24 protein-coding genes are annotated in these 22,170 nt (G+C 67.4%); 9 read left to right on the forward strand and 15 right to left on the reverse strand.

Translation table 11 applies throughout. The annotated features are described in order from the left end of the window. Nucleotide 1: 1 nt before the first annotated feature. The 4 genes from ACOYR3_RS12240 to lptF form a co-directional block, all read right to left on the reverse strand. Nucleotides 2-943, reverse strand: a complete 942-nt coding sequence (locus ACOYR3_RS12240) for a CysB family HTH-type transcriptional regulator (RefSeq protein ID WP_422842658.1) — start codon at nt 941-943, stop codon at nt 2-4. Nucleotides 944-1,011: 68 nt separating this feature from the next. Beyond that, nucleotides 1,012-1,407: a sirohydrochlorin chelatase gene (locus ACOYR3_RS12245; protein WP_422842659.1), complete on the reverse strand. Its 396-nt coding sequence runs from the start codon at nt 1,405-1,407 to the stop codon at nt 1,012-1,014. Beyond that, complete coding sequence (gene lptG, locus ACOYR3_RS12250; RefSeq protein WP_422842660.1) at nt 1,404-2,510, reverse strand: LPS export ABC transporter permease LptG; 1,107 nt, start codon at nt 2,508-2,510, stop codon at nt 1,404-1,406. Before lptG ends, ACOYR3_RS12245 begins: the two co-directional genes overlap by 4 nt. Then, nucleotides 2,507-3,610: an LPS export ABC transporter permease LptF gene (gene lptF / locus ACOYR3_RS12255; protein ID WP_422842661.1), complete on the reverse strand. Its 1,104-nt coding sequence runs from the start codon at nt 3,608-3,610 to the stop codon at nt 2,507-2,509. The genes lptG and lptF overlap by 4 nt, the downstream gene beginning before the upstream one ends. 23 nt (nt 3,611-3,633) lie before the next feature. Here lptF and ACOYR3_RS12260 point away from each other — a divergent pair, with 23 nt between their 5' ends. The 4 genes from ACOYR3_RS12260 to ACOYR3_RS12275 all read left to right on the forward strand — a co-directional run bounded on the left by ACOYR3_RS12260 (nt 3,634) and on the right by ACOYR3_RS12275 (nt 7,419). Beyond that, nucleotides 3,634-5,130 carry a leucyl aminopeptidase gene (locus ACOYR3_RS12260; protein ID WP_422842662.1) on the forward strand — a complete coding sequence of 499 codons (1,497 nt, stop codon included), beginning with the start codon at nt 3,634-3,636 and terminating at the stop codon, nt 5,128-5,130. 18 nt (nt 5,131-5,148) lie between these two features. Next, complete coding sequence (locus ACOYR3_RS12265) at nt 5,149-5,583, forward strand: DNA polymerase III subunit chi (protein ID WP_422842663.1); 435 nt, start codon at nt 5,149-5,151, stop codon at nt 5,581-5,583. Between the two features lie 323 nt (nt 5,584-5,906). Further along, nucleotides 5,907-6,161, forward strand: coding sequence for a hypothetical protein (locus ACOYR3_RS12270; protein WP_422842664.1), 255 nt, complete (start codon nt 5,907-5,909; stop codon nt 6,159-6,161). Nucleotides 6,162-6,291: 130 nt separating this feature from the next. After that, a complete protein-coding gene (locus tag ACOYR3_RS12275) occupies nt 6,292-7,419 on the forward strand; it encodes a branched-chain amino acid ABC transporter substrate-binding protein (protein ID WP_422842665.1) in 1,128 nt (375 codons plus the stop codon). A gap of 117 nt (nt 7,420-7,536) precedes the next feature. Here ACOYR3_RS12275 and ACOYR3_RS12280 read toward each other — a convergent pair whose 3' ends face one another. The 3 genes from ACOYR3_RS12280 to lexA all read right to left on the reverse strand — a co-directional run bounded on the left by ACOYR3_RS12280 (nt 7,537) and on the right by lexA (nt 10,195). Beyond that, nucleotides 7,537-8,544, reverse strand: coding sequence for a D-2-hydroxyacid dehydrogenase family protein (locus tag ACOYR3_RS12280; RefSeq protein WP_422842666.1), 1,008 nt, complete (start codon nt 8,542-8,544; stop codon nt 7,537-7,539). A 271-nt stretch (nt 8,545-8,815) separates the two neighbouring features. Continuing rightward, complete coding sequence (locus ACOYR3_RS12285) at nt 8,816-9,352, reverse strand: hypothetical protein (RefSeq protein WP_422842667.1); 537 nt, start codon at nt 9,350-9,352, stop codon at nt 8,816-8,818. Nucleotides 9,353-9,520: 168 nt separating this feature from the next. Then, nucleotides 9,521-10,195 (reverse strand): transcriptional repressor LexA, encoded by a 675-nt coding sequence (gene lexA, locus ACOYR3_RS12290; RefSeq protein WP_422842668.1) that lies wholly within the window; start codon nt 10,193-10,195, stop codon nt 9,521-9,523. Nucleotides 10,196-10,284: 89 nt separating this feature from the next. Here lexA and ACOYR3_RS12295 point away from each other — a divergent pair, with 89 nt between their 5' ends. Further along, the gene (locus ACOYR3_RS12295) at nt 10,285-11,244 is read left to right on the forward strand and encodes an asparaginase (protein WP_422842669.1); all 960 of its coding nucleotides are present in this window, start codon (nt 10,285-10,287) and stop codon (nt 11,242-11,244) included. A gap of 160 nt (nt 11,245-11,404) precedes the next feature. Here ACOYR3_RS12295 and adk read toward each other — a convergent pair whose 3' ends face one another. From adk to ACOYR3_RS12325, 6 genes are all read right to left on the reverse strand, one after another. Next, nucleotides 11,405-12,061: an adenylate kinase gene (gene adk / locus ACOYR3_RS12300; RefSeq protein ID WP_291485819.1), complete on the reverse strand. Its 657-nt coding sequence runs from the start codon at nt 12,059-12,061 to the stop codon at nt 11,405-11,407. A gap of 208 nt (nt 12,062-12,269) precedes the next feature. Continuing rightward, nucleotides 12,270-13,091, reverse strand: a complete 822-nt coding sequence (gene kdsB / locus ACOYR3_RS12305) for a 3-deoxy-manno-octulosonate cytidylyltransferase (RefSeq protein WP_422842670.1) — start codon at nt 13,089-13,091, stop codon at nt 12,270-12,272. Continuing rightward, a complete protein-coding gene (locus tag ACOYR3_RS12310) occupies nt 13,088-13,270 on the reverse strand; it encodes a Trm112 family protein (protein WP_291485815.1) in 183 nt (60 codons plus the stop codon). Before ACOYR3_RS12310 ends, kdsB begins: the two co-directional genes overlap by 4 nt. Nucleotides 13,271-13,345: 75 nt before the next feature. After that, entirely contained in the window at nt 13,346-14,413 is a 1,068-nt protein-coding gene (gene lpxK, locus ACOYR3_RS12315) for a tetraacyldisaccharide 4'-kinase (RefSeq protein WP_422842671.1), read from the reverse strand. 66 nt (nt 14,414-14,479) lie between these two features. Beyond that, entirely contained in the window at nt 14,480-14,914 is a 435-nt protein-coding gene (locus ACOYR3_RS12320; protein ID WP_291485812.1) for an ExbD/TolR family protein, read from the reverse strand. Between the two features lie 46 nt (nt 14,915-14,960). After that, on the reverse strand, nt 14,961-15,593 hold the full coding sequence (locus tag ACOYR3_RS12325) for a MotA/TolQ/ExbB proton channel family protein (protein ID WP_422842672.1): 633 nt from the start codon (nt 15,591-15,593) through the stop codon (nt 14,961-14,963). A gap of 471 nt (nt 15,594-16,064) precedes the next feature. On the opposite strand from ACOYR3_RS12325, the gene xseA reads away from it, so the two are divergent. Together xseA and ACOYR3_RS12335 are read left to right on the forward strand one after the other, a co-directional pair. Then, on the forward strand, nt 16,065-17,390 hold the full coding sequence (xseA, locus tag ACOYR3_RS12330) for an exodeoxyribonuclease VII large subunit (protein WP_422842673.1): 1,326 nt from the start codon (nt 16,065-16,067) through the stop codon (nt 17,388-17,390). Between the two features lie 201 nt (nt 17,391-17,591). Further along, nucleotides 17,592-18,173, forward strand: a complete 582-nt coding sequence (locus tag ACOYR3_RS12335; protein ID WP_422842674.1) for a superoxide dismutase — start codon at nt 17,592-17,594, stop codon at nt 18,171-18,173. A gap of 130 nt (nt 18,174-18,303) precedes the next feature. Here ACOYR3_RS12335 and ACOYR3_RS12340 read toward each other — a convergent pair whose 3' ends face one another. Together ACOYR3_RS12340 and ACOYR3_RS12345 are read right to left on the reverse strand one after the other, a co-directional pair. After that, nucleotides 18,304-18,807: a DUF192 domain-containing protein gene (locus ACOYR3_RS12340; RefSeq protein ID WP_422842675.1), complete on the reverse strand. Its 504-nt coding sequence runs from the start codon at nt 18,805-18,807 to the stop codon at nt 18,304-18,306. A 139-nt stretch (nt 18,808-18,946) separates the two neighbouring features. After that, complete coding sequence (locus ACOYR3_RS12345) at nt 18,947-19,144, reverse strand: hypothetical protein (RefSeq protein WP_422842676.1); 198 nt, start codon at nt 19,142-19,144, stop codon at nt 18,947-18,949. 201 nt (nt 19,145-19,345) lie between these two features. Between ACOYR3_RS12345 and icd the strand changes: the two genes are divergently transcribed. Both icd and ACOYR3_RS12355 read left to right on the forward strand, forming a co-directional pair. Then, nucleotides 19,346-20,605 carry an NADP-dependent isocitrate dehydrogenase gene (gene icd / locus ACOYR3_RS12350; RefSeq protein ID WP_422842677.1) on the forward strand — a complete coding sequence of 420 codons (1,260 nt, stop codon included), beginning with the start codon at nt 19,346-19,348 and terminating at the stop codon, nt 20,603-20,605. A gap of 233 nt (nt 20,606-20,838) precedes the next feature. Continuing rightward, the gene (locus ACOYR3_RS12355) at nt 20,839-22,161 is read left to right on the forward strand and encodes an IS4 family transposase (RefSeq protein ID WP_422842678.1); all 1,323 of its coding nucleotides are present in this window, start codon (nt 20,839-20,841) and stop codon (nt 22,159-22,161) included. Nucleotides 22,162-22,170 lie beyond the last annotated feature (9 nt).

Consider the following 22,170-nt stretch of genomic DNA (forward strand, 5'->3'; position numbering starts at 1 on the left):
CTTACAGCTCATAGTCGCTGACGTGGCCGGTCATGGCGCGGGCGATCAGCTCGCGGCTCAGGCGGTCGCTGAGCAGCTCCGCAAAACGGTACACGAAGTTGCGCAGGTAGGCCCCGCGCTTGAAAGCCACGCGCGCCACGCTCTGGCCGAAGAGGTGGCCCACCGGGCGCACGGCCAGGTCCCCCACGGGGTCGTCGCGCATGGCCATCTCGGCCACGATGCCGATGCCCAGGCCCAGGCGCACATAGGTCTTGATCACGTCCGAGTCGATAGCCTCCAGCACGATGCGCGGCTGCAGCTTGCGCGCCGCAAAGGCGTGGTCGATCTTGCCGCGGCCGGTGAAGGACGGGTGGTAGGTGATGAGCGACTCGTGCGCCAGGTCGTCCAGGCCGATGCGTTCCTTTTGTGCCAGCGGGTGGTCGTTGGGCACCACCAGCACGTGCTGCCATTCGTAGCAGGGCAGGGTGACCAGATCGGGGTAGTCGGCCAGGGACTCGGTCGCCATGCCGATCTCGGCCACCTCGTCGATCACCATGCGGGCCACCTCGTGCGGCGTGGCCTGGTGCAGGCTGATGTTGACCTTGGGATAGGCCTCGCGCAGGCGCGCCACGGGCACCGGCAGCACGTAGCGGGCCTGCGTGTGGGTGGTGGCGATGCTGAGGGTGCCGCTGTCCTGCGCGCTGAACTGCTCGCCGATGCGCTTCAGGTTGCCCACCTCGCGCATGATGACCTCGATGCTCTTGAGCACGTGCTGGCCGGGCTCGGTGATGCGCTTGAGGCGCTTGCCGTGGCGGGCGAAGATGTCCACGCCCAGCTCTTCTTCCAGTTCAATGATGGCCTTGGACACCCCCGGCTGGGAGGTGTGCAGGGCCTTGGCGGCCTCGGTAAGGTTGAGGTTGCGCCGCGCGGCCTCTTGCACAAAGCGGAACTGGTGCAGGTTCATATCTGATATCGCCTAAAGAATTGCATCATTATGCTGCAATCGTCTAAGTGAATCAGTGGTTGCAGCTTTCAGCCGGGCGGCCGTTCGCAGGCGATCTCGGCCATGAGGGCGGTAAGGCGCGGGTCTTCGCCGATGGCGGGCTGGACGTGCAGGCGCACCCCGGGGTGCGCGGCGCGCAACGCATCCACCAGGACCGGCAGGTCGGCCCGTGCATGCTTGCCCGTGCCCAGGAACATGGGCACCACGGTGACGCCGGTGGCGCCTTGCAGCACCAGTTGATCCACGGCCTGGGCCAGGGAGGGCTCGCTGAGTTCCAGGTAGGCACACACCACCGGGCGCGCGGGGTGCTGCGCGGCAATGCGGGCCGCTACGGCCTCGATGGGCGCGCGCCACAGCGGATCGCGGGAGCCGTGGGAAAACAGCACCACGGCCTGGCGGCCCATGGAAGGGGGTGCACCGGTCATCGCCGCAGCACCAGCCAGCCAAACGCCGCCAGCGACAGCAATGAATAGATCAGCCCCGGCGCTGCCGCCGTGAGCATAGGCGACCAGTTCTGCAGGTTGCCGGCATAGCCGAACACGTTGTTGAGCAGGAAGAAGCTGATGCCCGCCATCACGCCGCCAAACACATAGCCGGCAATGCCGCCCGAGCGGAAGTGCAGGTAGGCAAAGGGCAGGGCCAGCACCACCATCACCAGGCAGGACAGCGGGTAGAACACCTTGCGCCAGAACTCGATCTCGTAGCGCTGGGCGGACTGGCCGTTGGCGTCCAGGTGGCGGATGTACTGGAAGAGGTCGATCGTGGCCATGCGGTCGGGCTTGAGCAGCGACGCCGCCACCATGTCCGCACTGATGCGGGTCGGCCATTCAAAGGTGGGGGCGTCCAGGCGCTCCACCCGGGCCTCGTCGGTGCCCCGCTGTTCAAACCGGCTGCGCTGCACCTGCTCCAGCGTCCAGGCGCCGTCCCGGCCGAAATGGCCGGACGCCGCGCGCGTCTGCGACGCCAGGCGGCCTTTGGCATCGAACTCGAAGATTCGCACGTCCAGCATGCCGCCCTGGGCCGTGAGCGCGCGCACGTTCACGGCATACGATCGGTCTTCCTGGCGTTCCTTGAGCCAGGCACCGGTGGCGCCCGTGGTCAGGCGCCCCAGGTAGCGCGCCTTCACCAGCTGGGCGGCGCGGTCGGCCAGTGGCGCCACATAGTCGCCCACGGCGAATGTCAGCACCACGAAGACGCTTCCCAGCGCCACCAGCGTTCGCAAGGCGAGCCAGGGGCCCAGCCCGCTGGTGCGCATGATGGTGAATTCCGAGCTCTGGGCCAGCCGCGCCATCACGAAGATGGTGCCGATGAGCACGGTGATGGGCAGCAGCTCGTACAAGTGGCTGGGCACGCTCAGCGCCACGAACAGCAGCGCGTGGGACAACTGGTACCCCCCGGGCCCGGAGCTGCCCACCCAGCGCAGCTCGTCCACCAGGTCGAAGAAGAAGAACAGGGCCAGAAAGCCCGCGGTGACAAAGGCGACCGCGAGCAGGGCTTCGCGGTGGATCAGGCGGCGCAGGGTTTTCATGCGGTTCCCCCGGCGCTGCGTGCGGCCCAAAGCCGCCGCAGCGACCACTGGTTGTGCCGGATGCCCAGCACCGCCAGCGACGCCAGCAGCATGCCGCCGTGCAGCAGCACCATGAACGGGGCCAGCCCCAGGCGGCCTGCACCGACCCAGCTCTGGCCCAGCGTCATCAGGTTGTAGTAGACGACGAAGGCGAACAGCGCAAACACCAGGCTGGTGCTGCGTGCCGCCCGCGGGTTGACGCTGGCCACGGCCAGGCCCAGCACCACGAAATTGATGGCGGCCAGCGCCAGCCCCAGGCGCCACCCCAGCTCGGCTCGGTAGGCCGGCAGGGGTTGCATCAGCAGCTCATGGGTCGGCCGCATCTTGACGGACGCTTCTTCGGCCGAACCCGCGGGCGCCGAGCCGATGCGCGTGCCGTATTCGGAGAATTCGCTGATCTTGACGCCCGGCTGCGTGCGCGACGTCTCCAGGCGCTGGCCGTCGGTCAGCAGGGCCATGCGCTCGCCGTTGCGCGTCTCCAGCCGGGCGCTGCGCGCGGAGGTGACGGATTCCTTGTCGCCATCGGTGGCGGCAATGAAGATGTTGTTGCCGACCTGCGTGTCCGGGCTGTCCTTGTCAATGAAGAACACCCGGCTGCCGTTGGAGGATTCCTGGAACTCCCCCGGGGCGATGCGGTCGATGTCGCTGCGCTGCTCGTAGCGGGTCTTGAGCTCCTGCACCTGCGAGTTGGCCCAGGGCCACACCAGCAGGGACAGCACGGCGATCACCACCATGACCGGCCACGCAAACCGCAGCAGCGGCTTGAGCAGGGACACCAGCCCCCGCCCGCTGGCAAACCAGATGACCATTTCGCTGTCGCGGTACATGCGCGACAGCGTGCCGACCACGGCGATGAACAGGCTCAGGCTCAGGATGGTGGGCAACTGCCCCAGCACGGTAAAGCCCATCACCAGCATCACGTCGGACGGACTCACGCTGCCCCGCGATGCCTGGCCCAGCGTGCGGATGAGCATCATGGTCATCACCACCGTGACCAGCACCACCAGCGTCGCGCCGAAGCTGCGCGCCAGCTCCTTGCGAATGGATGAATCGAATAACATTGGCTCGAAGGAAAACACTGATTATGAACTTTGATCTCAAGACCCTTGACCTTGCTGCCGCAGCGTCGGAGAAATGCGACCTGCTGGTCGTCCTGCTGCCCGAAGGCTTCAAGCCGGGCAAGGACGCCCTGTCCGCCCTGGCGGCCCTGGCGCTCAAGAACGGAGATCTCGTTCCCAAGGCGGGCAAGCACCTGCAGCTGTACCAGGCGCCCGCCATCGCCGCGCGCCGCGTGGTGCTGGTGGGGCAGGGCGACGGTTCGGCGCGTGCGACCCGCCAGGCCGTGCAGGCCGTCGCCGGTGCGCTGAAGGCGCCGCAGACCAAGCGCGCCGTGCTGTGCTTTGCGGCAGAACCCGCGGCCGGCGCGGTCAGTGCTGCCGTGCAGGCCGTGGCCGACGCCAGCTACGTCTACACCGCCACCAAGACCAAGGTCGAGGCCCGCAGCCTGGGCCGCTGTGTGCTGGGCGTGCCCGGCGCGACGGCGGTGCGCACCGATTTCGACACCGGCGTGGCCCTGGTGGCCGGCGTGGAGTTTGCCCGCGAATGGGGCAACCGCCCCGCCAACCACGCCACCCCCACCTTGCTGGCCAATGCGGCCAAGACGCTGGCCAAGCTGCCGGGCATCCAATGCAAGATCCACGGCCCGGCCGAGGTCGCGCGCCTGGGTATGGGGGCGTTCCTGGCCGTGGCGCGCGGTTCCGAAGAACCTCTGCGCTTCATCGAACTGCGCTACAACGGCGCTGGCAAGGACCAGGCGCCGGTGGTGCTGGTGGGCAAGGGCATCACGTTCGACACCGGCGGCATTTCCATCAAGCCCGCGGCCGAGATGGACGAGATGAAGTTCGACATGGGCGGCGCTGCGAGCGTGCTGGGCACGTTCCGCGCGCTGGCGGAGCTGCAGCCCGCGATCAATGTGGTGGGCCTGGTGCCGGCCTGCGAGAACATGCCCGACGGCCGCGCGGTCAAGCCCGGCGACGTGGTCACCAGCATGAGCGGTCAGACCGTTGAAATCCTCAACACCGACGCCGAGGGCCGGCTGGTGCTGTGCGATGCACTGACCTATGCGGCGCGGTTCAAGCCGGCCGCCGTGGTGGACATTGCCACGCTGACCGGCGCCTGCGTGATCGCGCTGGGCGGCGTGCGCAGCGGGCTCTTTGCCAACAATGACGCACTGGCCTCGGCCCTGCAGCAGGCGGGAGAAACGGCGCAGGACCCGTGCTGGCGGATGCCGCTGGACGATGACTACGCGGACGGCCTCAAGAGCAATTTCGCGGACATGGGCAACGTGGCCGGGCGGGCCGGAGGCTCCATCACCGCAGCCAAGTTCTTGCAGAAGTTCGTGGGCGAGCTTGCGTGGGCGCACCTGGACATCGCCGGCACGGCCTGGAAGGGCGGGGCCGCCAAGGGGGCCACAGGGCGGCCGGTCGGCTTGCTCGTGCACTACCTGCTGGAACAGTCGCGCACCCTGGCGGCGGCCAAGCCTGCCACGCCCCGGCGCACAGCCCGGGCCCGGGCGGCCTGACCGCAGGCGGTGGCGCCGATGACCGAAGTCGCCTTCCATTTCAATGCGCCGGACAAGCTGGCCTACGCCTGCCGCTTTGCGCGGAAAGTGCAGCGCAGCGGAAGCCGGCTGGTGATTGCGGCGCCGCCGCAGGCGCTGGCCATGCTGGACAAGATGCTGTGGAACCTGGGGCCGCAGGATTTCGTGGCGCACTGCACGCAGGATGCGGACGAACGCCTGCTGCGGGCCTCGCCGGTGGTGCTCGCGGCTGACCCGGGTGGGGCCCCGCACCAGGACGTGCTGCTGAACCTGCACGCCGAGGTTCCGCAGGGGTTTGAGCGCTTTGAACGGGTGGTGGAAGTGGTCAGCGCGCAGGACGAGGCAGACCGCAGCGGTGCGCGGGCACGCTGGCGCTTCTATGCATCGCAGGGCTACGCCATCGTCCGCCACGACCTTGTACTGAAAGCTGGCTGATGGCTTCTCTTCCGCCCAAGACACCGCCGCGCTTTGTCCCCACGCTCACCGAAGTGGTGCAGGTGCCGGCATCCACGCCCCTGCAAGCCCCCGTCGCCCCGGCGGCACGCACCACGGCCGTGCCTCCAGCGCCCTCTGGTGCGGGCCGCGCGACGGCCGATGCCGCCCCAGCAGCGCTGGGGCGCCCGCCGCTGCCCAGCGCCCCTCCGCCCGCGGTGATGGTGCCGCGTGCCACGGTCCCGGGCTCCGGCCAGGTGCCCACGGCCAGGCCGGCTGCAGTGCCCATGCCCTCGCCAGCACAGCCTGCCGTTGCGGCTGCCGCAATGACCGCTCGGCCCATGCCGCACCGGCCGTTGCCCGAAGGCATGGAGGAGTACATGGTGCACCGCGTGATGCAGCGCGTGGACGTTGTTCTGGATCAACGTTTGCGCGAAGCCATCGCCACGGTGGTGCAAGAACAGACACGATCGGTGCTGCCGCGGCTGCGTGAAGAAATCGAATCCGTGGTGCGGCACGCTGTGTACGAAGCGGTGGCGGACGAACTGGCCAGCGGCACGTCTTCTGCGCCAAGGAGATGACAGGGTATTCCCTTGTGGTTTCTCTCGCGCTTTATCGTGTTCCCTAATGATCTGGCCCGTAAATTGCGATATGTTCGCCTGCGTTGAGACACAAGAACATTCTCAGCGTTTATCTTTACTGGAGATTGATATGCAATTGAAGTTGAAACTGACCGTGGTTGCCGCTATCGCGGCTGTTGCCGGCGTGGCCTCTGCACAAGAGCAGGTGGTCAAGATCGGCCACGTGGCTCCGGTTTCCGGCGCCCAAGCTCACTACGGCAAGGACAACGAAAACGGCGCCCGCATGGCCATTGAAGAGCTGAACGCTCAAGGCGTCACCATCGGCGGCAAGAAGATCAAGTTCGAACTGGTCGCTGAAGACGACGCTGCCGATCCCAAGCAAGGCACAGCCGCTGCACAGAAACTGTGCGACGCCAAGGTTGCAGGCGTGGTTGGCCACCTCAACTCCGGTACTACCATCCCCGCTTCCAAGGTCTACAACGACTGCGGCATCCCCCACGTCACGGGCGCGGCAACCAACCCCAACCTGACCAAGCCCGGCTACAAGACCACCTTCCGCATCATCGCCAATGACAACGCCCTGGGCGCTGGCCTGGCGTTCTACGCGGTGGATACGCTCAAGCTCAAGACCGTGGCCATCATCGACGACCGTACCGCTTACGGCCAGGGCGTGGCAGACGTGTTCAAGAAGACGGCGGCCGCCAAGGGCATGAAGGTGGTGGACGAGCAGTTCACGACCGACAAGGCCACCGACTTCATGGCCATCCTGACCGCCATCAAGTCCAAGAACCCCGATGCCATCTTCTACGGCGGCATGGACCCCCAAGCCGGCCCGATGCTGCGCCAGATGGAACAGCTGGGCATGGGCAACGTGAAGTATTTCGGTGGCGACGGCGTCTGCACGTCTGAAATCGCCAAGCTGGCTGCCGGTGCCAAGACCCTGGCCAACGTGGTGTGCGCGGAAGGCGGCTCTTCGCTGGCCAAGATGCCTGGCGGCACGGCCTGGAAGGCCAAGTACGACGCCAAGTACCCCGGCCAGTTCCAGGTGTACAGCCCCTACACCTACGACGCGACGTTCCTGCTGGTGGACGCCATGAAGCGCGCCAACTCCGTGGACCCCAAGGTCTACACGCCTGAGCTGGCCAAGTCCAACTTCAAGGGTGTGACCTCCACGATCGCCTTCGAGCCCAACGGCGAAATGAAGAACCCCGCGATCACCCTGTACGTCTACAAGGACGGCAAGAAGACGCCCCTGTAATTGGAGCGAACCTGGCTCGGCAGCGGCGGGGTTCAGCCCTTGCCGGCCGGTATCAAAGGAAAAGGCTTCCCTCGGGAAGCCTTTTCCTTTTGGGCAGCCAGAACAACCGCTATGGGTTCAGCGCCGCACCTGCAAGGCGCCGGGGTTCACGATATTGGTGGGCGTGCCCTTGATGAAATTCACCACGTTATCGAAGGCCGCACCAAAATAAAGCTCATAACTGTCTTGCTCCACATAACCGATATGGGGCGTGCAAATGCAGTTTTCGAGCCGCAGCAGTGCGTGGCCTTGCAGGATGGGCTCGCTTTCAAACACATCCACGGCGGCCATTCCGGGGCGGCCGCGGTTCAGTGCGGCGATCAGCGCGTCGGGCTCGATCAACTCCGCGCGGGAGGTATTGACCAGCAGCGAGGTGGGTTTCATGCACGACAGGTCTTCCAGCGAAACGATGCCGCGCGTTTCGTCGTTCAGGCGCAGGTGCAGCGAGATCACGTCGCATTGCGAGAAAAATTCCTCGCGCGTGGCTGCGGCCTGGTAGCCGTCCGTCAGGGCTTGTGCCCGGGATGCTTCGCGGCCCCAGACGCGCACATTCATCCCGAAGGCGCGGCCGTAGCCAGCCACCAGCTGGCCGATGCGCCCGTAGCCCCAGATGCCGAGCGTCTTGCCGCGCAGCACATTGCCCAGGCCGAAATTGGGAGGCATCGATGCCGCCTTCAGCCCCGACTGCTGCCAGGCGCCGTGCTTGAGGTTGGCAATGTACTGCGGAAGCCGGCGCATCGCGGCCATCACCAGGGCCCAGGTCAGCTCCGCTGGAGCCACGGGCGAACCGATACCTTCCGCCACGGCAATCCCGCGTTCGGTGCAGGCCGTCACGTCGACGTGGCTGCCTACCTTGCCAGTCTGGGCAATGAGCTTCAGGCGGGGGAGTTTTTCGACCAGCTGCCGGGTGATCTGGGTGCGCTCCCGCACCAGCACGATGATGTCCGCGTCCTTCAAACGCACCGAAAGCTGGCCCAGTCCCTTGACCGTGTTGGTGTACACCTTGGCGGTGTAGGCGTCGAGCCGTGCGGCACAGTGGAGCTTGCGGACTGCGTCCTGGTAGTCGTCGAGAATCACGATGTTCATCCCGACATTGTGCCTTGGCAAAACACCCCGCATGGCTGCGGCGCAGGCTGAAGGGCCTGGATGGCGGGGTGTTTTGGTGACAGGCTGTCAGGCGTTGCAGAGCTGCCGGCCCGGCCCTGCAGGCTCCGCGGCCCGTGTGCCCGCTGGCGCTGTGCTGCTTTTGCGGGATCGCTGGTAGCGCCGAGTAGCGGACCAGGAAAGCAAGGCCCGCCGTGGACGGCTGGACCGCGGGGTTGCCTGAAGCCGGCGCGCTGCCACGTCCCCCGTTGCGTCAGGAGGTCTGCAATGCCGCTTCCAGCGCCACCATGCGGTCCAGTTCGGCGCAGACGTCGGCCATCCGGCCGGCAATCACCAGCCTGCCTTGTGCGCCTGTACCGTGCGGACCCCTGCGCACCACCCGCAGCGTTCCATCCGGCGCGCTGCCCTTGCCGGCCGCGTTGCCCTTGGGCCAGCGGCTGCGCACGGTGGTGGCGGACCTAGCCTGCGAGGGCACTGCCGTCCAGGGGGCGGCTTGCGGAGGGGCGGATGCCGGCCCGGGAACGGGTCGGGCCGAGGGGGGATTCACGGTGAAGGGCCAGTTGCCGCGCAACGGCCGCTGGGTTGCGGGCTCGGGCGGGCGGGGGCGGGCAGTGGCCGCGAGGCCGTCCTGGCCGGTCGTGGAGGCCACCGAATTCTCGGCAGCAGCAGCGGCAGCGCCGGCTGTGCCAGCCAGCGCGCCTGAGGGCCCCGCAGCAGAACGCAACCAGGTGGCCAGCGCGCGCAAGGGGGTCAGCAGCGCGGTGCAAGAGGGTGAGGCAATGGTTCCCATGTGAAAACTCCGAAAGTCGGGGATCGAACACAGGCAGGATTGCGAAACGGACCCGCACCCCAGGGCCGACCTGCCAGCTCCATTGCTGGGAGGCCCAACGCCCGCCACCTGGGATGCGGTAGAAAAAGAGGGCTGAACGCCGCCAGCGCGGCGTTCGACCCGCGGCCGCTACATCAGCATCGTGTTGCGGATGAGGCCTACGGCCAGGCCTTCGATTTCAAAAGGCTCGCCCGGCTGGACCACGATCACGGGGTAGTCGGGGTTCTCGGGCAGCAGCTCGATGGTGCTGGCGGTGCGGCGCAGCCGCTTGACGGTGACGTCGTCTCCCAGCCGGGCCACGATGATCTGGCCGTTGCGCGCGTCGCGGGTGGCTTGCACCGCCAGGAGGTCTCCGTCCATGATGCCGGCATCGCGCATGGACATGCCGCGCACCTTGAGCAGGTAGTCCGGCTTGTGCTGGAACAGGCTGTTTTCCACGCTGTAGGTCTGATCGACGTGTTCCTGCGCGAGAATCGGCGAGCCTGCGGCAACACGGCCCACCAGCGGCAGCACCAGTTGTGACAGGCCCGGAATGGGCAGGTGGAACTGGGTGCCCCGGGCTGCATTGATGGACCGCACTGTCTCGCTTCGCAAGCGGATGCCGCGTGACGTGCCGCTGACCAGTTCGATCACGCCTTTGCGCGCCAGCGCCTGCAGGTGCTCTTCGGCGGCGTTGGCGGACTTGAAGCCCAGTTCTGCGGCAATTTCGGCGCGGGTGGGCGGCGCCCCGGTGCGGGCGATGGCGGTCTGGATGAGATCCAGAATCTGCTGTTGGCGGGCGGTCAGTTTGGGGCTGTCGAGCATGGTGGTTCCCGTTGAAGACGGCGGTAAGGAAGGCCAACTGTTTTTTAATCCAGTAACTGTATTTTTCACCAGTTTTTCGGAGCGCGCAAGTGAGTGAGCAAAAAATCGTGGTTTTGGGCACCGGCGGGACGATCGCAGGCACCTCGGCCCAGGCCGGCGACAACATTGGCTATACGGCCGCCCAGGTGGGGGTGGAGCAACTGCTGGCTGCCGTGCCGGGGTTGCAGGCAGCAGCGCGGGGGCCGCTGGTGGCGGAGCAGGTGGCCCAGATCGACAGCAAGGACATGGACGCCGCGGTATGGCTGGCGCTGGCGCAGCGCTGTGCGCAGTATCTGGCGCAGCCGGACGTGCGGGGCGTGGTGGTCACCCACGGCACGGACACGCTGGAGGAGACTGCATGGTTCCTGCACGAGGTGCTGCAGACTGCCGCCAAGCCGGTGGTGCTGACCTGTGCCATGCGCCCGGCCACGGCGCTGGCGCCGGATGGCCCCCAGAACCTGCTGGATGCGGTGGCTGTTGCGGCAGCCGAGGGTGCCCGCGGCGTGCTGGCCGTGGCGTCCGGCAAGATCTACGGTGCCCGGAATGTCCAGAAAGTGCACCCTTACCGCGTCGATGCCTTCAATGCCGGCGACGCGGGGCCGCTGGGCTGGGTGGAAGAGGGCAGGGTGCGTTTGGCGCAGGATTGGCCGCCCGCGCCCGAACTGCCTGCGCAAGGCGCTATTGAAAACATAGCGCCTGCTGCACTGTGGCCGCGCGTGGAGATCGTGGTGAGCCATGCGGGCGCGTCCGGCTTGCTGGTGGACGCGCTGGTGCGCGACGGGGTGGACGGGCTGGTGGTGGCCTGCACCGGCAACGGCACCCTGCACCGGGATCTGGAAGCCGCGCTGTTGCGGGCCCAGGGCCGGGGCGTGCGGGTGGTGCGGTCCACCCGCTGCGCCGAAGGGCGCGTGCTGCCCAAGCCCGGCGATGCGTTGCCCGATTCCGAGGGGCTTTCGCCGGTCAAGGCCCGCATTTCCCTGCTGCTGGAGCTGCTGCGCCAGCGGGCCTAGGGAAACTCTTCACGAATCGCCGCGCCGCGTGCATCTGCGGCTTTCCGCTCGATTCGTGCAGAGCATCCTTGGCCAACGCCCAGCAAGACGGCCTGCACAGGGCAGGCCGTCTTGTGGGGCAACCCGGCGCGCCGCAGGCGGGCGCGGGGTGCAGGGGGCCTCAGCTGGCCAGAGCCTGCAAGGCGCGGGCGGTGATCTCTTCCACGCTGCCGGTGCCGCTGATGGCACGGTACTTCGGGGCGGCGGCCGGGTCGGCCTTGGCCCAGCTGCTGTAGTAGTCCACCAGGGGACGGGTCTGGTCGCTGTACACCTGCAGGCGCTTCTTGACGGTTTCTTCCTTGTCGTCCTCGCGCTGGATCAGGTCTTCGCCGGTCACGTCGTCCTTGCCTTCCACCTTGGGCGGATTGAACTTGACGTGGTAGGTGCGGCCGCTGGCGGGGTGCGAGCGGCGGCCGCTCATGCGTTCAATGATGGCCTCGAACGGCACGTCGATTTCCAGCACATAGTCGAGCTTGACGCCCGCGGCCTTCATGGCGTCGGCTTGCGGAATGGTGCGGGGAAAACCGTCGAACAGGAATCCGTTGGCGCAATCCGCCTGGGCGATGCGTTCCTTCACCAGGCCGATGATGATGTCGTCGCTGACCAGGGCGCCCGAGTCCATCACAGCCTTGGCCTGCAGGCCGAGGGGGGTGCCGGCCTTGACGGCGGCGCGCAGCATGTCACCCGTGGAGATTTGCGGGATGCCGTACTTCTGGCAGATGAACGTGGCTTGCGTGCCCTTTCCGGCGCCAGGCGCGCCCAACAGAATCAGTCTCATGGAGGTCCTCGAAGGTTAGAAATCGTTGGCGCCGCTGGCGGGGACGCTGCTACCCCGCCTGGTTGCGGTGCTGCGCCCGGATGCGATGCTCTCGTTGCGGTCGAGGATAGCATGCGACCACCCCGTCCAGACTTACACCCCGGCCCGGGTTTCCCTGGGGCCGCGGGGCGCTGCCAGGGGGCCCGGCGGGGCCGCGCCACCGGGCCGCTCAGGCCAGCAGGCGGCGCACGCGTTCCAGGTCTTGGGGCGTGTCCACGCCCGGGCCGGGGGCATGCTCGGTCACATGCACGGCGATGCGGTGGCCGTGCCACAGTGCCCGCAGCTGCTCCAGGGCCTCCAGCACCTCGGTCGGGGCAGGCGCCAGGGCCGGAAAGGCGCGCAGAAACGCAGCGCGGTAGCTGTAGATGCCCACATGCCGCAACGGCGCGAACCCGGCCAGGCCCGCCACGCCGGGCGCGGCGGCTTGCTGCCGGCCGCCCTCCCACCAGGCCACGCCGGCGTGGTCGCGCGCAAACGGAATGGGGGCGCGGCTGAAATAGTGGGCGAAGCCCTGCGCATCCCGCACGACCTTCACCACATTGGGGTTGTTGTAGTCGTCCAGCGATCCGACGGGGTGGGCAGCCGTCCCCATGCTGGCGCCGGGACGCGCCGGCAGCAGGCCGGCCACGGCATCGATCAGGGCGGGGTCGATCAGCGGTTCATCGCCTTGCACGTTGACCACCACGTCGTCCCCGTCCAGGCCCAGCTGCACGCAGGCCTCGGCCAGGCGGTCGCTGCCGCTGGCGTGGTCGGCACGGGTCAGGATGGCTTCGACGCCGTGGCCTGCGCAGGCCTGCTGGATGCGGGGCGCGTCCGTGGCCACCACCACGCGGGTGGCGGCACTGGCGGCCGCGCGCTGCGCCACCCGCACCACCATGGGCAGGCCGGCAATGTCGGCCAGCGGCTTGTCGGGCAGGCGGCTCGATGCCAGGCGCGCCGGAATCAGCACGGTGAAGCGGTGGCGCGGCGGTGCGTCCGCGGTGCCGCTCACTGCTCCAGCTCCTCGTCGGTCAGCGGCCGGGCCTCGTTTTCCAGCAGGATGGGAATCCCGTCGCGCACGGGGTAGGCCAGCCGGGCGCTGCGGGAGACAAGTTCCTGCGCCTCGCGGTTGTAGGTCAGGGGGCCTTTGGTGACGGGGCAGACCAGCAGTTCAAGCAGTTTGGGGTCCATGGCGGTGAGAGCGCTTTCAGAGAAGGGTTCGGCAGGCTGCGGGGATGATAGCGGCCTGCCACGGGTGGCTGCCGTTCAAGGGCGGCCGTGCACACGGACCCGGGGCTGTGGCGCCAGGGCCGCCAGGCGGGCGTCCAGCGCCGCAAAGAAGGCCGGGTCGATGTGCAGCTGCAAGGGGACGGCCAGCGCCTCCGGAAACCGGGGCCAGAGCTTGACGGCGTCTTTTTCGGTGCAAATCAGCGTGTAGCGCCCGTCAGTTGAACGCTGCCAGCTATCAAAATCATAGTGGTCCGGCAGGGCTTCGGCCTGTTCGAGCGCAAGCCCCTGGGCGCGCAGCATGCCAAAGAAGTCGCCGGGCCGCGCGATGGCCGCCACGGCATGCACGGGCTGGCCTTGCAGCGCGCTCAGCGGCACCTGGCTGCCGTCGCGGCGCACCGCGTGCGGCGCAAGGCCTCGCTGCAGGGCAAAGGCGCGCAGGGGCGGGCGGAGGCCGGGCGCCGTCCCCTGCGGGGAGAGAACCCAGTCCACGGCACGGGGCCAGGGCTCGCGCAGCGGGCCCGCCGGAAGCAGGAAGCCGTTGCCGACGCCTTCGTCGTTGAAGACGCAGATTTCCAGGTCGCGCGCCAGGGCCAGGTGCTGCAGGCCGTCGTCGCACACCAGCACATCGGTCTGGGGATGGGCGGCCAGCAGGGCCCGGGCTGCGTCCAGGCGGCGGGGGGCCACAAAGACGGGCACCTGGCTGCTGCGGGCGATCAGCAGGGGTTCGTCGCCCACGGACTGAGCCGGGCTGTCGGGCGCCACGGCGCGGCAGTCGTGCGTGCTACGGCCGTAGCCGCGGGAGATGACGCCGGGGCGCAGACCCCGGCTTTGCAGGTGGCGAACCAGCGCCAGGGTAACGGGGGTTTTGCCGGCGCCGCCAGCGACCACGTTGCCCACCACGATGACGGGGCGCCCCGGGTGGCCGGACGGGAGCAGGCCGGCTGCGTAGAGCCCGCGGCGCAGCGCCACCAGCGCCCGGTATGGCAGCGACAGCGGCCACAGCAGCCAGGCGCCCAGCCCCCGCGTCTGCCACAGCGCCCGCAACCGGGCGCCGGCGTGCGCGGTGCCCTGGCGGGAAGTCGGCGGTGCCCCGGTGGCAGGCATGTGATGCGTCGGCCGTCGTGAAGGGCCACCGCCCCAAGGGGCTGCGAGGCCGGGTAGCTGGCCCGGTCAGCCGCCCGCGGCGCGCGAAGACGCCGAGGACTGGGTGGCAAAGGTGATCTGCGTGAGCCCGACGCGCCGCGCGGCTTCCATCACGGAGATGACCGACTGGTGCGGCGCCATGGCATCGGCGCTGATGATGACCACGCTGCCCGTACCCGCGCCGGCGGCGGCGCGCAGGGCCTGCGCGATGGCATCGACGTTCTTGCCGTCCACGCTGGTCTTGTTGATGGCGTAGCGCCCGTCCGCGGCCACGGACACGATGATTTCCTTCGGGTGGTCGCGCTGCTGCTCGGCATCGGCCACGGGCAGGGTCAGCTGCAGTTCGGTGAACTTGCTGTATGTGGTGGTCAGCATCAGGAAGATGAGGATGACCAGCAGCACGTCGATGAACGGGATCAGGTTGATCTCGGGCTCTTCCTTGGCGCGGGGGCGGAAGTTCATGTCAGCGGTCCCAGGGGCGGCTCGCGGTGGCGGCGTTGCAAACGGCTCACTTCCTGCGCACGCGCAGGAGGTGGCGGACAAACTGCTCGGAGGCCAGCTCCAGTGCCAGCAGGTAGGCGTCTACCCGGGCGCGGAAGTAGCGCCAGAAGATCAGGGTGGGGATGGCCACGATCAGGCCGAACGCCGTGTTGTACAGCGCCACCGAGATCCCGTGGGCCAGCTGGGCGGGGTTGCCGCTGCCCACGCCGCCGGTGCCGGACTGCGAGCCGAAGATCTCGATCATGCCGATCACGGTGCCCAGCAGGCCCAGCAGCGGCGCCGCCGAGGCAATGGTGGCCAGCGCCGCCAGGTATTTCTCCAGCCGGTGGGCGACGGCGCGGCCGGTGCCTTCCATGGCCGAGCGCAGGTCGGTCTCGGTGCACTGGGGGTTGCTGTTGAGGGTGCGCAGGCCACTGGCCAGCACTTCGCCCAGGGCGGAATTCTGGGCCAGCTGGTTCACCACGTCGGGCGTGGGCAAGGCCTTGGAGGAGACGGTGATGGCTTCGTCGAGCAGCTTCGGGGGCGCGACGCGGGCAGTCTTGAGGGCCACGAAGCGTTCAAAAATCAGCGCCAATCCCAGGACGGAACATGCGACCAGGGGCCAGATCGGCCAGCCTGCGGCTTGTATGATGGACAGCAAATCTCTCTCCGCACAGATGAAGCAACGGGCGATTATGGCCTAGGGATCCTCTGCAAAAATCATCGCGCCGTGTGCATCTGCGAACTCGGGCGTTTTGCGCCTTGCAGCCCCTCCCGATCCGCAGCGCACACTTCCCGCTCGAACCGTGCAGAGAAGCCTCGGCTTGCCACCGGGTCTTGCACACTCGCCGTTGAGGTGGATCAGCGCCCGGTGCCCTTTCCGTCTCACCCACAAAAACTGTGGATAACTTTGTGGGAAACCCGGATATGAACCCCGGCAAAGTGGCGCCACGCCGTGGTTGCAACAGATTGATGAAAAATTGCGCAGTGAAAATTCCTTATAAATCATCAGGTTGCACGTACGCGCTGGGTTTGCCGGCAGTTGGTCTGGCGCTCCACACCGGCACTCCCGCTCACGCGTTTCTGTGGAGTACTTCGCAACGGCGCACGGCGCCAAGGCCCGCCACATCTCATGTTTGACCGTCCAAACCCCGCAGCCGCGCCGCGCATCTGGGAAGTTGGCGCGCTGTGCCGCGCCATTGCTGATGCGCTGGAGGCGCGGTTCAATCCTGTCGCGGTGCGCGGCGAGATCACGGGCTTCTCGCGCGCATCCAGCGGGCATTGCTACTTCTCGGTCAAGGATGCCACGGGGCAGCTGCGCTGCGCCATGTTCCGGCGGGCCGCGAGCCTGCTGGACTTTTCGCCGCGGGACGGCGAACTGGTGGAGCTGCGCGGGCGCCTGGGGGTATACGAAGCGCGGGGCGACCTGCAGTTCATCGTGGAAAGCATGCAGCGCGCGGGGCAGGGCGCCCTGTTCGAGCAGTTCCTGCGGCTGAAGGCGCAGTTGGAGGCCGAGGGGCTGTTCGACAGCGGCCGCAAGCGGCCGCTGCCGCTGCAGCCCCGGGGCATCGGCCTGGTCACTTCGCTGGGCGCCGCCGCGCTGCACGATGTCGTCACCGCGCTGCGCCGGCGGGTGCCGCACATTCCGGTGGTGCTGGCGCCAGCGCAGGTGCAGGGGGCTGCGGCGCCGGCATCGCTGGTGGCGGCGCTATCAAAACTGTATCAGCTTGCGCAGGCGGGGCGGGCGCCGGGGGGCGAATTGCCTGCAAGTCCGCCCATCGACGTCATTCTGCTGGTGCGCGGCGGCGGGTCCATGGAGGACCTGTGGGCGTTCAACGACGAGCAACTGGCGCGCACCATCGTGCAAAGCCCGGTGCCGCTGGTGTGCGGCGTTGGGCATGAAACCGACTTTTCCATTGCCGATTTCTGTGCCGACCTGCGCGCCCCCACCCCCACGGCCGCGGCCGAGCTGGTGGCCCAGCCGCGCGACGTGTGGCTGGGGGCGCTGGGCTTGCTGTCCGACCGGCTGGGCGATGCGGTGCAGCGCCAGCTGGACCTGCGCCACCAGCGGCTCGACCAGGCGGCCGCGCGCCTGGGCCGCCCCTCGGGCCTGGTGGGGCGCCAGCAGGTGCAACTGGCCCGCCTGGCGCAGCAGATGCAGCACGGAGTGCTATTGAAATTGCAGCGCCTTGCGCAGTCGCAGAAAGCCCTGGAGGCCGATTTGGGCCAAAGCATCGGCCAGGCCCTGTCGCGGCAGAGGGAGCGGCTGGAGCGCGCCGCCCTGCGGCTGGATCTGCTGGACCCCCGCCTGGTGCTGCAGCGCGGCTATGCGCTGCTGACCGACACGCAGGGCGGGGCGGTGTCCAGCGTGCGCCAGACCCGTCCCGGCGACGCGTTGCGGGCCCAGCTGGCCGATGGCGTGGTGGACGTGACGGTGGAGCAGCCCCGCCTGCTGTAGGCCCTGCAGGCGCCAGCGCCCGGGTCCGGGTCCGGGTCCGGGCCTGTTCGTACGCTGTCCCTGCGCCGTCAGTGGCCTCACGCTGCACAGGTCGCCTGATCTTCCTACAATGCCCCCTTCGCGCCGTGTCCTACTGCATTGCTCAGGCAATTGGCGGTGCAAAGGGCCTCCCGGAATCTCAAACCACAAGGAAACACCACCATGGAACATACCCTGCCTCCGCTGCCTTACGCCATCGACGCCCTTGCGCCGCACTACAGCCAGGAAACCCTGGAGTACCACCATGGCAAGCACCACAACGCCTATGTGGTGAACCTCAACAACCTGCAAAAGGGCACCGAGTTCGAGAACATGGCGCTCGAAGAGATCATCAAGAAGTCCAGCGGCGGCATCTACAACAACGCAGCCCAGATCTGGAACCACACCTTCTTCTGGAACTGCATGGCACCGAACGGCGGCGGCGAGCCCACGGGTGCGCTGGCCGCGGCCATCAACGCCAAGTGGGGCAGCTATGCCGCCTTCAAGGAAGCCTTTGTGAAGAGCGCCGTGGGCAACTTCGGCTCCGGCTGGACCTGGCTGGTGAAGAAGGCCGACGGCAGCGTGGACATCGTGAACACCGGCGCCGCCGGCACGCCGCTGACCACCGCCGACAAGGCGCTGCTGACGGTGGACGTGTGGGAGCACGCGTACTACATCGACTACCGCAACCTGCGTCCCAAGTTCGTCGAGACCTTCCTGGACAAGCTGGTGAACTGGAAGTTCGCTGAAGCCAACTTCGCCTGAGCCTGTGCCGCGCCCTGGCGCGGCCCTTACCCCGCAAGCCCCCACAAGCTCCCCGCAAGCCCGGGCGCTTGCAAAGCACAACGGCCCCGCGGGGCCGTTTTTTCATGGTGCTGCCAAGGGGCGTGGCGCGCTATTTGCGGCGGAACGGCACCCCCGCCAGCTTCGTGCCCGCCTTGAGGCCCTTCTTGGCGAACCATCCCTGGTTCATCTCCAGCACGTAGCGCACGGGCTTGGCCGAGCAGTGCGAATCCAGCGTCTGCGGCTTCATGTCCTCCAGGTTCACGATGGTGCCATCGTCATCCACGAACGCCGCTGTCAGGGGCAGCAGCGTGTTCTTCATCCAGAAGCACTGCGCAGCCGGTTGTTCAAACACGAACAGCATGCCCTCGTGCGCGGGCATCTCCTTGCGGAACATGAGGCCCGTCTGGCGCTCCTGGGGCGTGGCCGCCACCTGGGCATCAATGCGGTGCATGCCGGCCGTCAGTTCCACCCGGGGCAGGTCCAGCTGGGGGGCTTCCTGGGCGCCGACCGCGCCGCAGCACGCAGCAAGAAGGGCCGCAGCGGCGGCACGGACAGCGATGTGCGCACCCAGCGGGCGCGCAGCGGCAACAAGGGCGGGGGCAAAAGCGGGCATGGGAACTCTCACGGCAACAAAAGAGGAGGGGACACGGGGATGGGCGAGTACACGCACCAGCAAAAAAATCGCCCGCGGCTGCGGGCGATTTTGTACCAGCGGGCGGCGCACCAGGGAGGGCGCGCACGCGTGCCCGCAATCAAGCTGCCTTGTGGGCGGTCTTCTTTTTGGCGACCTTCTTGGTGGCCTTCTTCTTGTGGACCTTGGCAGTCTTGGCCTTGGCGGCGGGAGCAGGGGATGCCAGGGGGGCGATGGGGGCAGGCGCCGTGGCAGGTGCTTGTGCAAAAGCACCCGCAGCGAACAGGCCAGCCACCAGGACAGCGAGGAGTTTTTTCATATATGCCGTTTCCAGTGTGAGGGTTGAAAAATCAATCGATCGAAGCAATGCCTGCCTGGCACCGCTTCGCCCGCAACGATAGCAGTGGCGCAAGCGCAGGCAGGGGATTTTCGGAAAATTTTTATCATTAGAATGGGCCGGCGATCGCATCGCGTTCCCATTTGCTGACACCCCGCAGCGCCCCACAGGAGATCTGCCCCCATGACCACTTACCAGCACATCAAGGTGCCCGCCGAAGGCCAGAAGATCACGGTCAACGCCGACATGTCCCTGAATGTGCCCGCCCAGCCCATCATTCCTTTCATCGAAGGCGATGGCACGGGCCTGGACATCACGCCCGTGATGATCAAGGTGGTGGACGCGGCCGTGGCCAAGGCCTATGGCGGCCAGCGGAAGATCCACTGGATGGAGGTGTACGCCGGCGAGAAGTCCACCAAGGTCTACGGGCCGGACGTGTGGCTGCCGGACGAGACGCTGCAGGCGCTGCGCGACTATGTGGTGTCCATCAAGGGGCCGCTGACCACGCCCGTGGGCGGCGGCATCCGCTCGCTGAACGTGGCCTTGCGCCAGGAGCTGGACCTGTACGTCTGCCTGCGCCCGGTGCAGTATTTCCGCGGCGTGCCCTCGCCGCTGAAGGAGCCCGAGAAGACCAACATGGTGATCTTCCGCGAGAACTCGGAAGACATCTACGCCGGCATCGAGTTCGAGGCCGAGTCCGACAAGGCCAAGAAGCTCATCAAGTTCCTCCAGGATGAAATGGGCGTCAAGAAGATCCGCTTCCCCAACACCTCCGGCCTGGGCGTCAAGCCAGTCTCGCGCGAGGGCACGGAGCGCCTGGTGCGCAAGGCCATCCAGTACGCCATCGACAACGACAAGCCCAGTGTGACCATCGTGCACAAGGGCAACATCATGAAGTACACCGAAGGCAGCTTCCGCGACTGGGCCTACGCCCTGGCGCAGAAGGAGTTCGGTGCCCAGCCCATTGACGGCGGCCCGTGGTGCCGCCTCAAGAACCCCAAGAACGGCAAGGACATCACCATCAAGGACAGCATTGCCGATGCCTTCCTGCAGCAGATCCTGCTGCGCCCGGCAGAGTATTCGGTGGTGGCCACGCTCAACCTCAACGGCGACTACATCTCGGACGCGCTGGCGGCCCAGGTGGGGGGCATCGGCATCGCGCCGGGCGCCAACATGTCCGACTCCGTGGCCTGCTTCGAGGCCACCCACGGCACCGCGCCGAAGTACGCGGGCAAGGACTATGTGAACCCGGGCTCCGAGATTCTCTCGGCAGAAATGATGCTGCGGCACATGGGCTGGGTCGAGGCGGCCAACCTCATCATCGCCGCACTGGAAAAATCCATTGCCTCCAAGAAGGTGACCTACGACTTCGCCCGCCTGATGGAGGGCGCGACGCAGGTGAGCTGCTCCGGCTTCGGCCAGGTCATGATCGACCACATGTGAACGTTCGCCCGGCAGGGCGCAACGGCCGCGGGCCCCGTGCTCTTGTCGTGGAGCCGGGGCTTTCCTTTTGGGCGCTGCGCAACCGTGAAGAGGACCCCTTAGCGCCATCCCTTTCAAGGTCTTTGGAGTTTGATCATCTAAGCTTCTGATTTCACGGGGATCGTGGGACCTGGGAGCAAAGAATCTGGCGGGAAATCATTGAGCGGTTTGAGGAGCAGGCACCGGGCGCGGTGATGGCGCACCTGGCACTGGAACAGGCCTTGCCAGCGAGCTGGATAGACGAAGTGTTCCAGGCACACCGGCAACGGCAGTACCCCCGGGAGCTGCTGTTCTCCAGCGTGGTGGAGCTGATGCTGCTGGTCACCTTGGGACTGCGGCCTTCGCTGCATGCGGCCGCGCGCAAGATGGCCCGGCAGCTGCCGGTGTCGCTGGCCGCACTGTATGCCGAGGTCCAGCGCACCGAGCCTGCCGTGCTGCGGGCGCTGGTGCAAGGCAGCGCCCGGCGTCTGGCGCCGTTGGTGAGCGGCATGCCCGAGCGGCAAAGCCTGCCGGGCTGGCAGTTGCGGGTGTTCGACGGCAATCATCTGCCGGCCAGCGAGAAGCGGCTGGGCCCCTTGCGCGGACTACGGGGCGCGGCGCTGCCAGGCCACACGCTGGTGGTGTACGACCCGGACAGCGCGCTGGTGTGCGACATCGTGGCCTGCGAGGACGCCCACGAGAGCGAGCGCACGGGCGCGGCGGCGCTGATTGAGCAGGCGCAGGCTCAGCAGGTGTGGATCGGCGACCGGCACTTCTGCACCCGGGCCATCGTGCAAGGGCTGGCCGAGCGCGGTGCGGGTTGCATCGTGCGCGAGCACGCGCGCCATCCGCGGCTGCGCGGCTGCGGGCCGTGGAGCGAGGCCACCGCCATCGAGACGGGCGGGGTGCGCGAGCAGGCTATCGAGCTGGCCGAACCCCACGAAGGAGCCCTGCGGCAGTGGCGACGCATCGAACTCACGCTGCACACGCCCACCGAGTCCGGCGACCAGGCCCTCGTGCTGTGGAGCAACCTGCCGCCCGAGGTCGACGCAGCCACCATCGCGCAGCTGTACCGCAAGCGCTGGCGCATTGAAGGTCTGTTCGGCCGCCTGGAATCCGTGCTGAACAGCGAAATCAAGACGCTGGGCCACCCGCGTGCGGCGCTGCTGGGATTTGCGGTGGCGGTGCTGGCGTACAACGTGCTGGCGGTGCTCAAACAACTCATCGAACATGCGCATCGCCAAAGCCATCCGGAACTGGACGTATCCACCTACCATCTGGCGGTGGACATCGCGGCCGATTACGGGACGATGCTGCGAATGCTGCCACCCGAGCAACTGCCTCGCCCCGGCGGCGATGTCGGGCGACTGCTCGAACGCCTGCTGCGCCTGGCCAGCCTCATGAGCCCCAAACAACTGGCCACCTCCAAACGCAAGCCCAAGGTCGCTCAAGCCAAAGGCTACGTCGGCGGCGCCATCGCTCGCGCCCACTTCTCTACCGCTCGCTTGCTTAAGAAGGCTGCCGGGAAAAGACCTTGAAAGGGATGG

Origin of the sequence: Acidovorax sp. M2(2025) (assembly GCF_049330835.1) — a bacterium.
Lineage (GTDB): Bacteria > Pseudomonadota > Gammaproteobacteria > Burkholderiales > Burkholderiaceae_C > Acidovorax.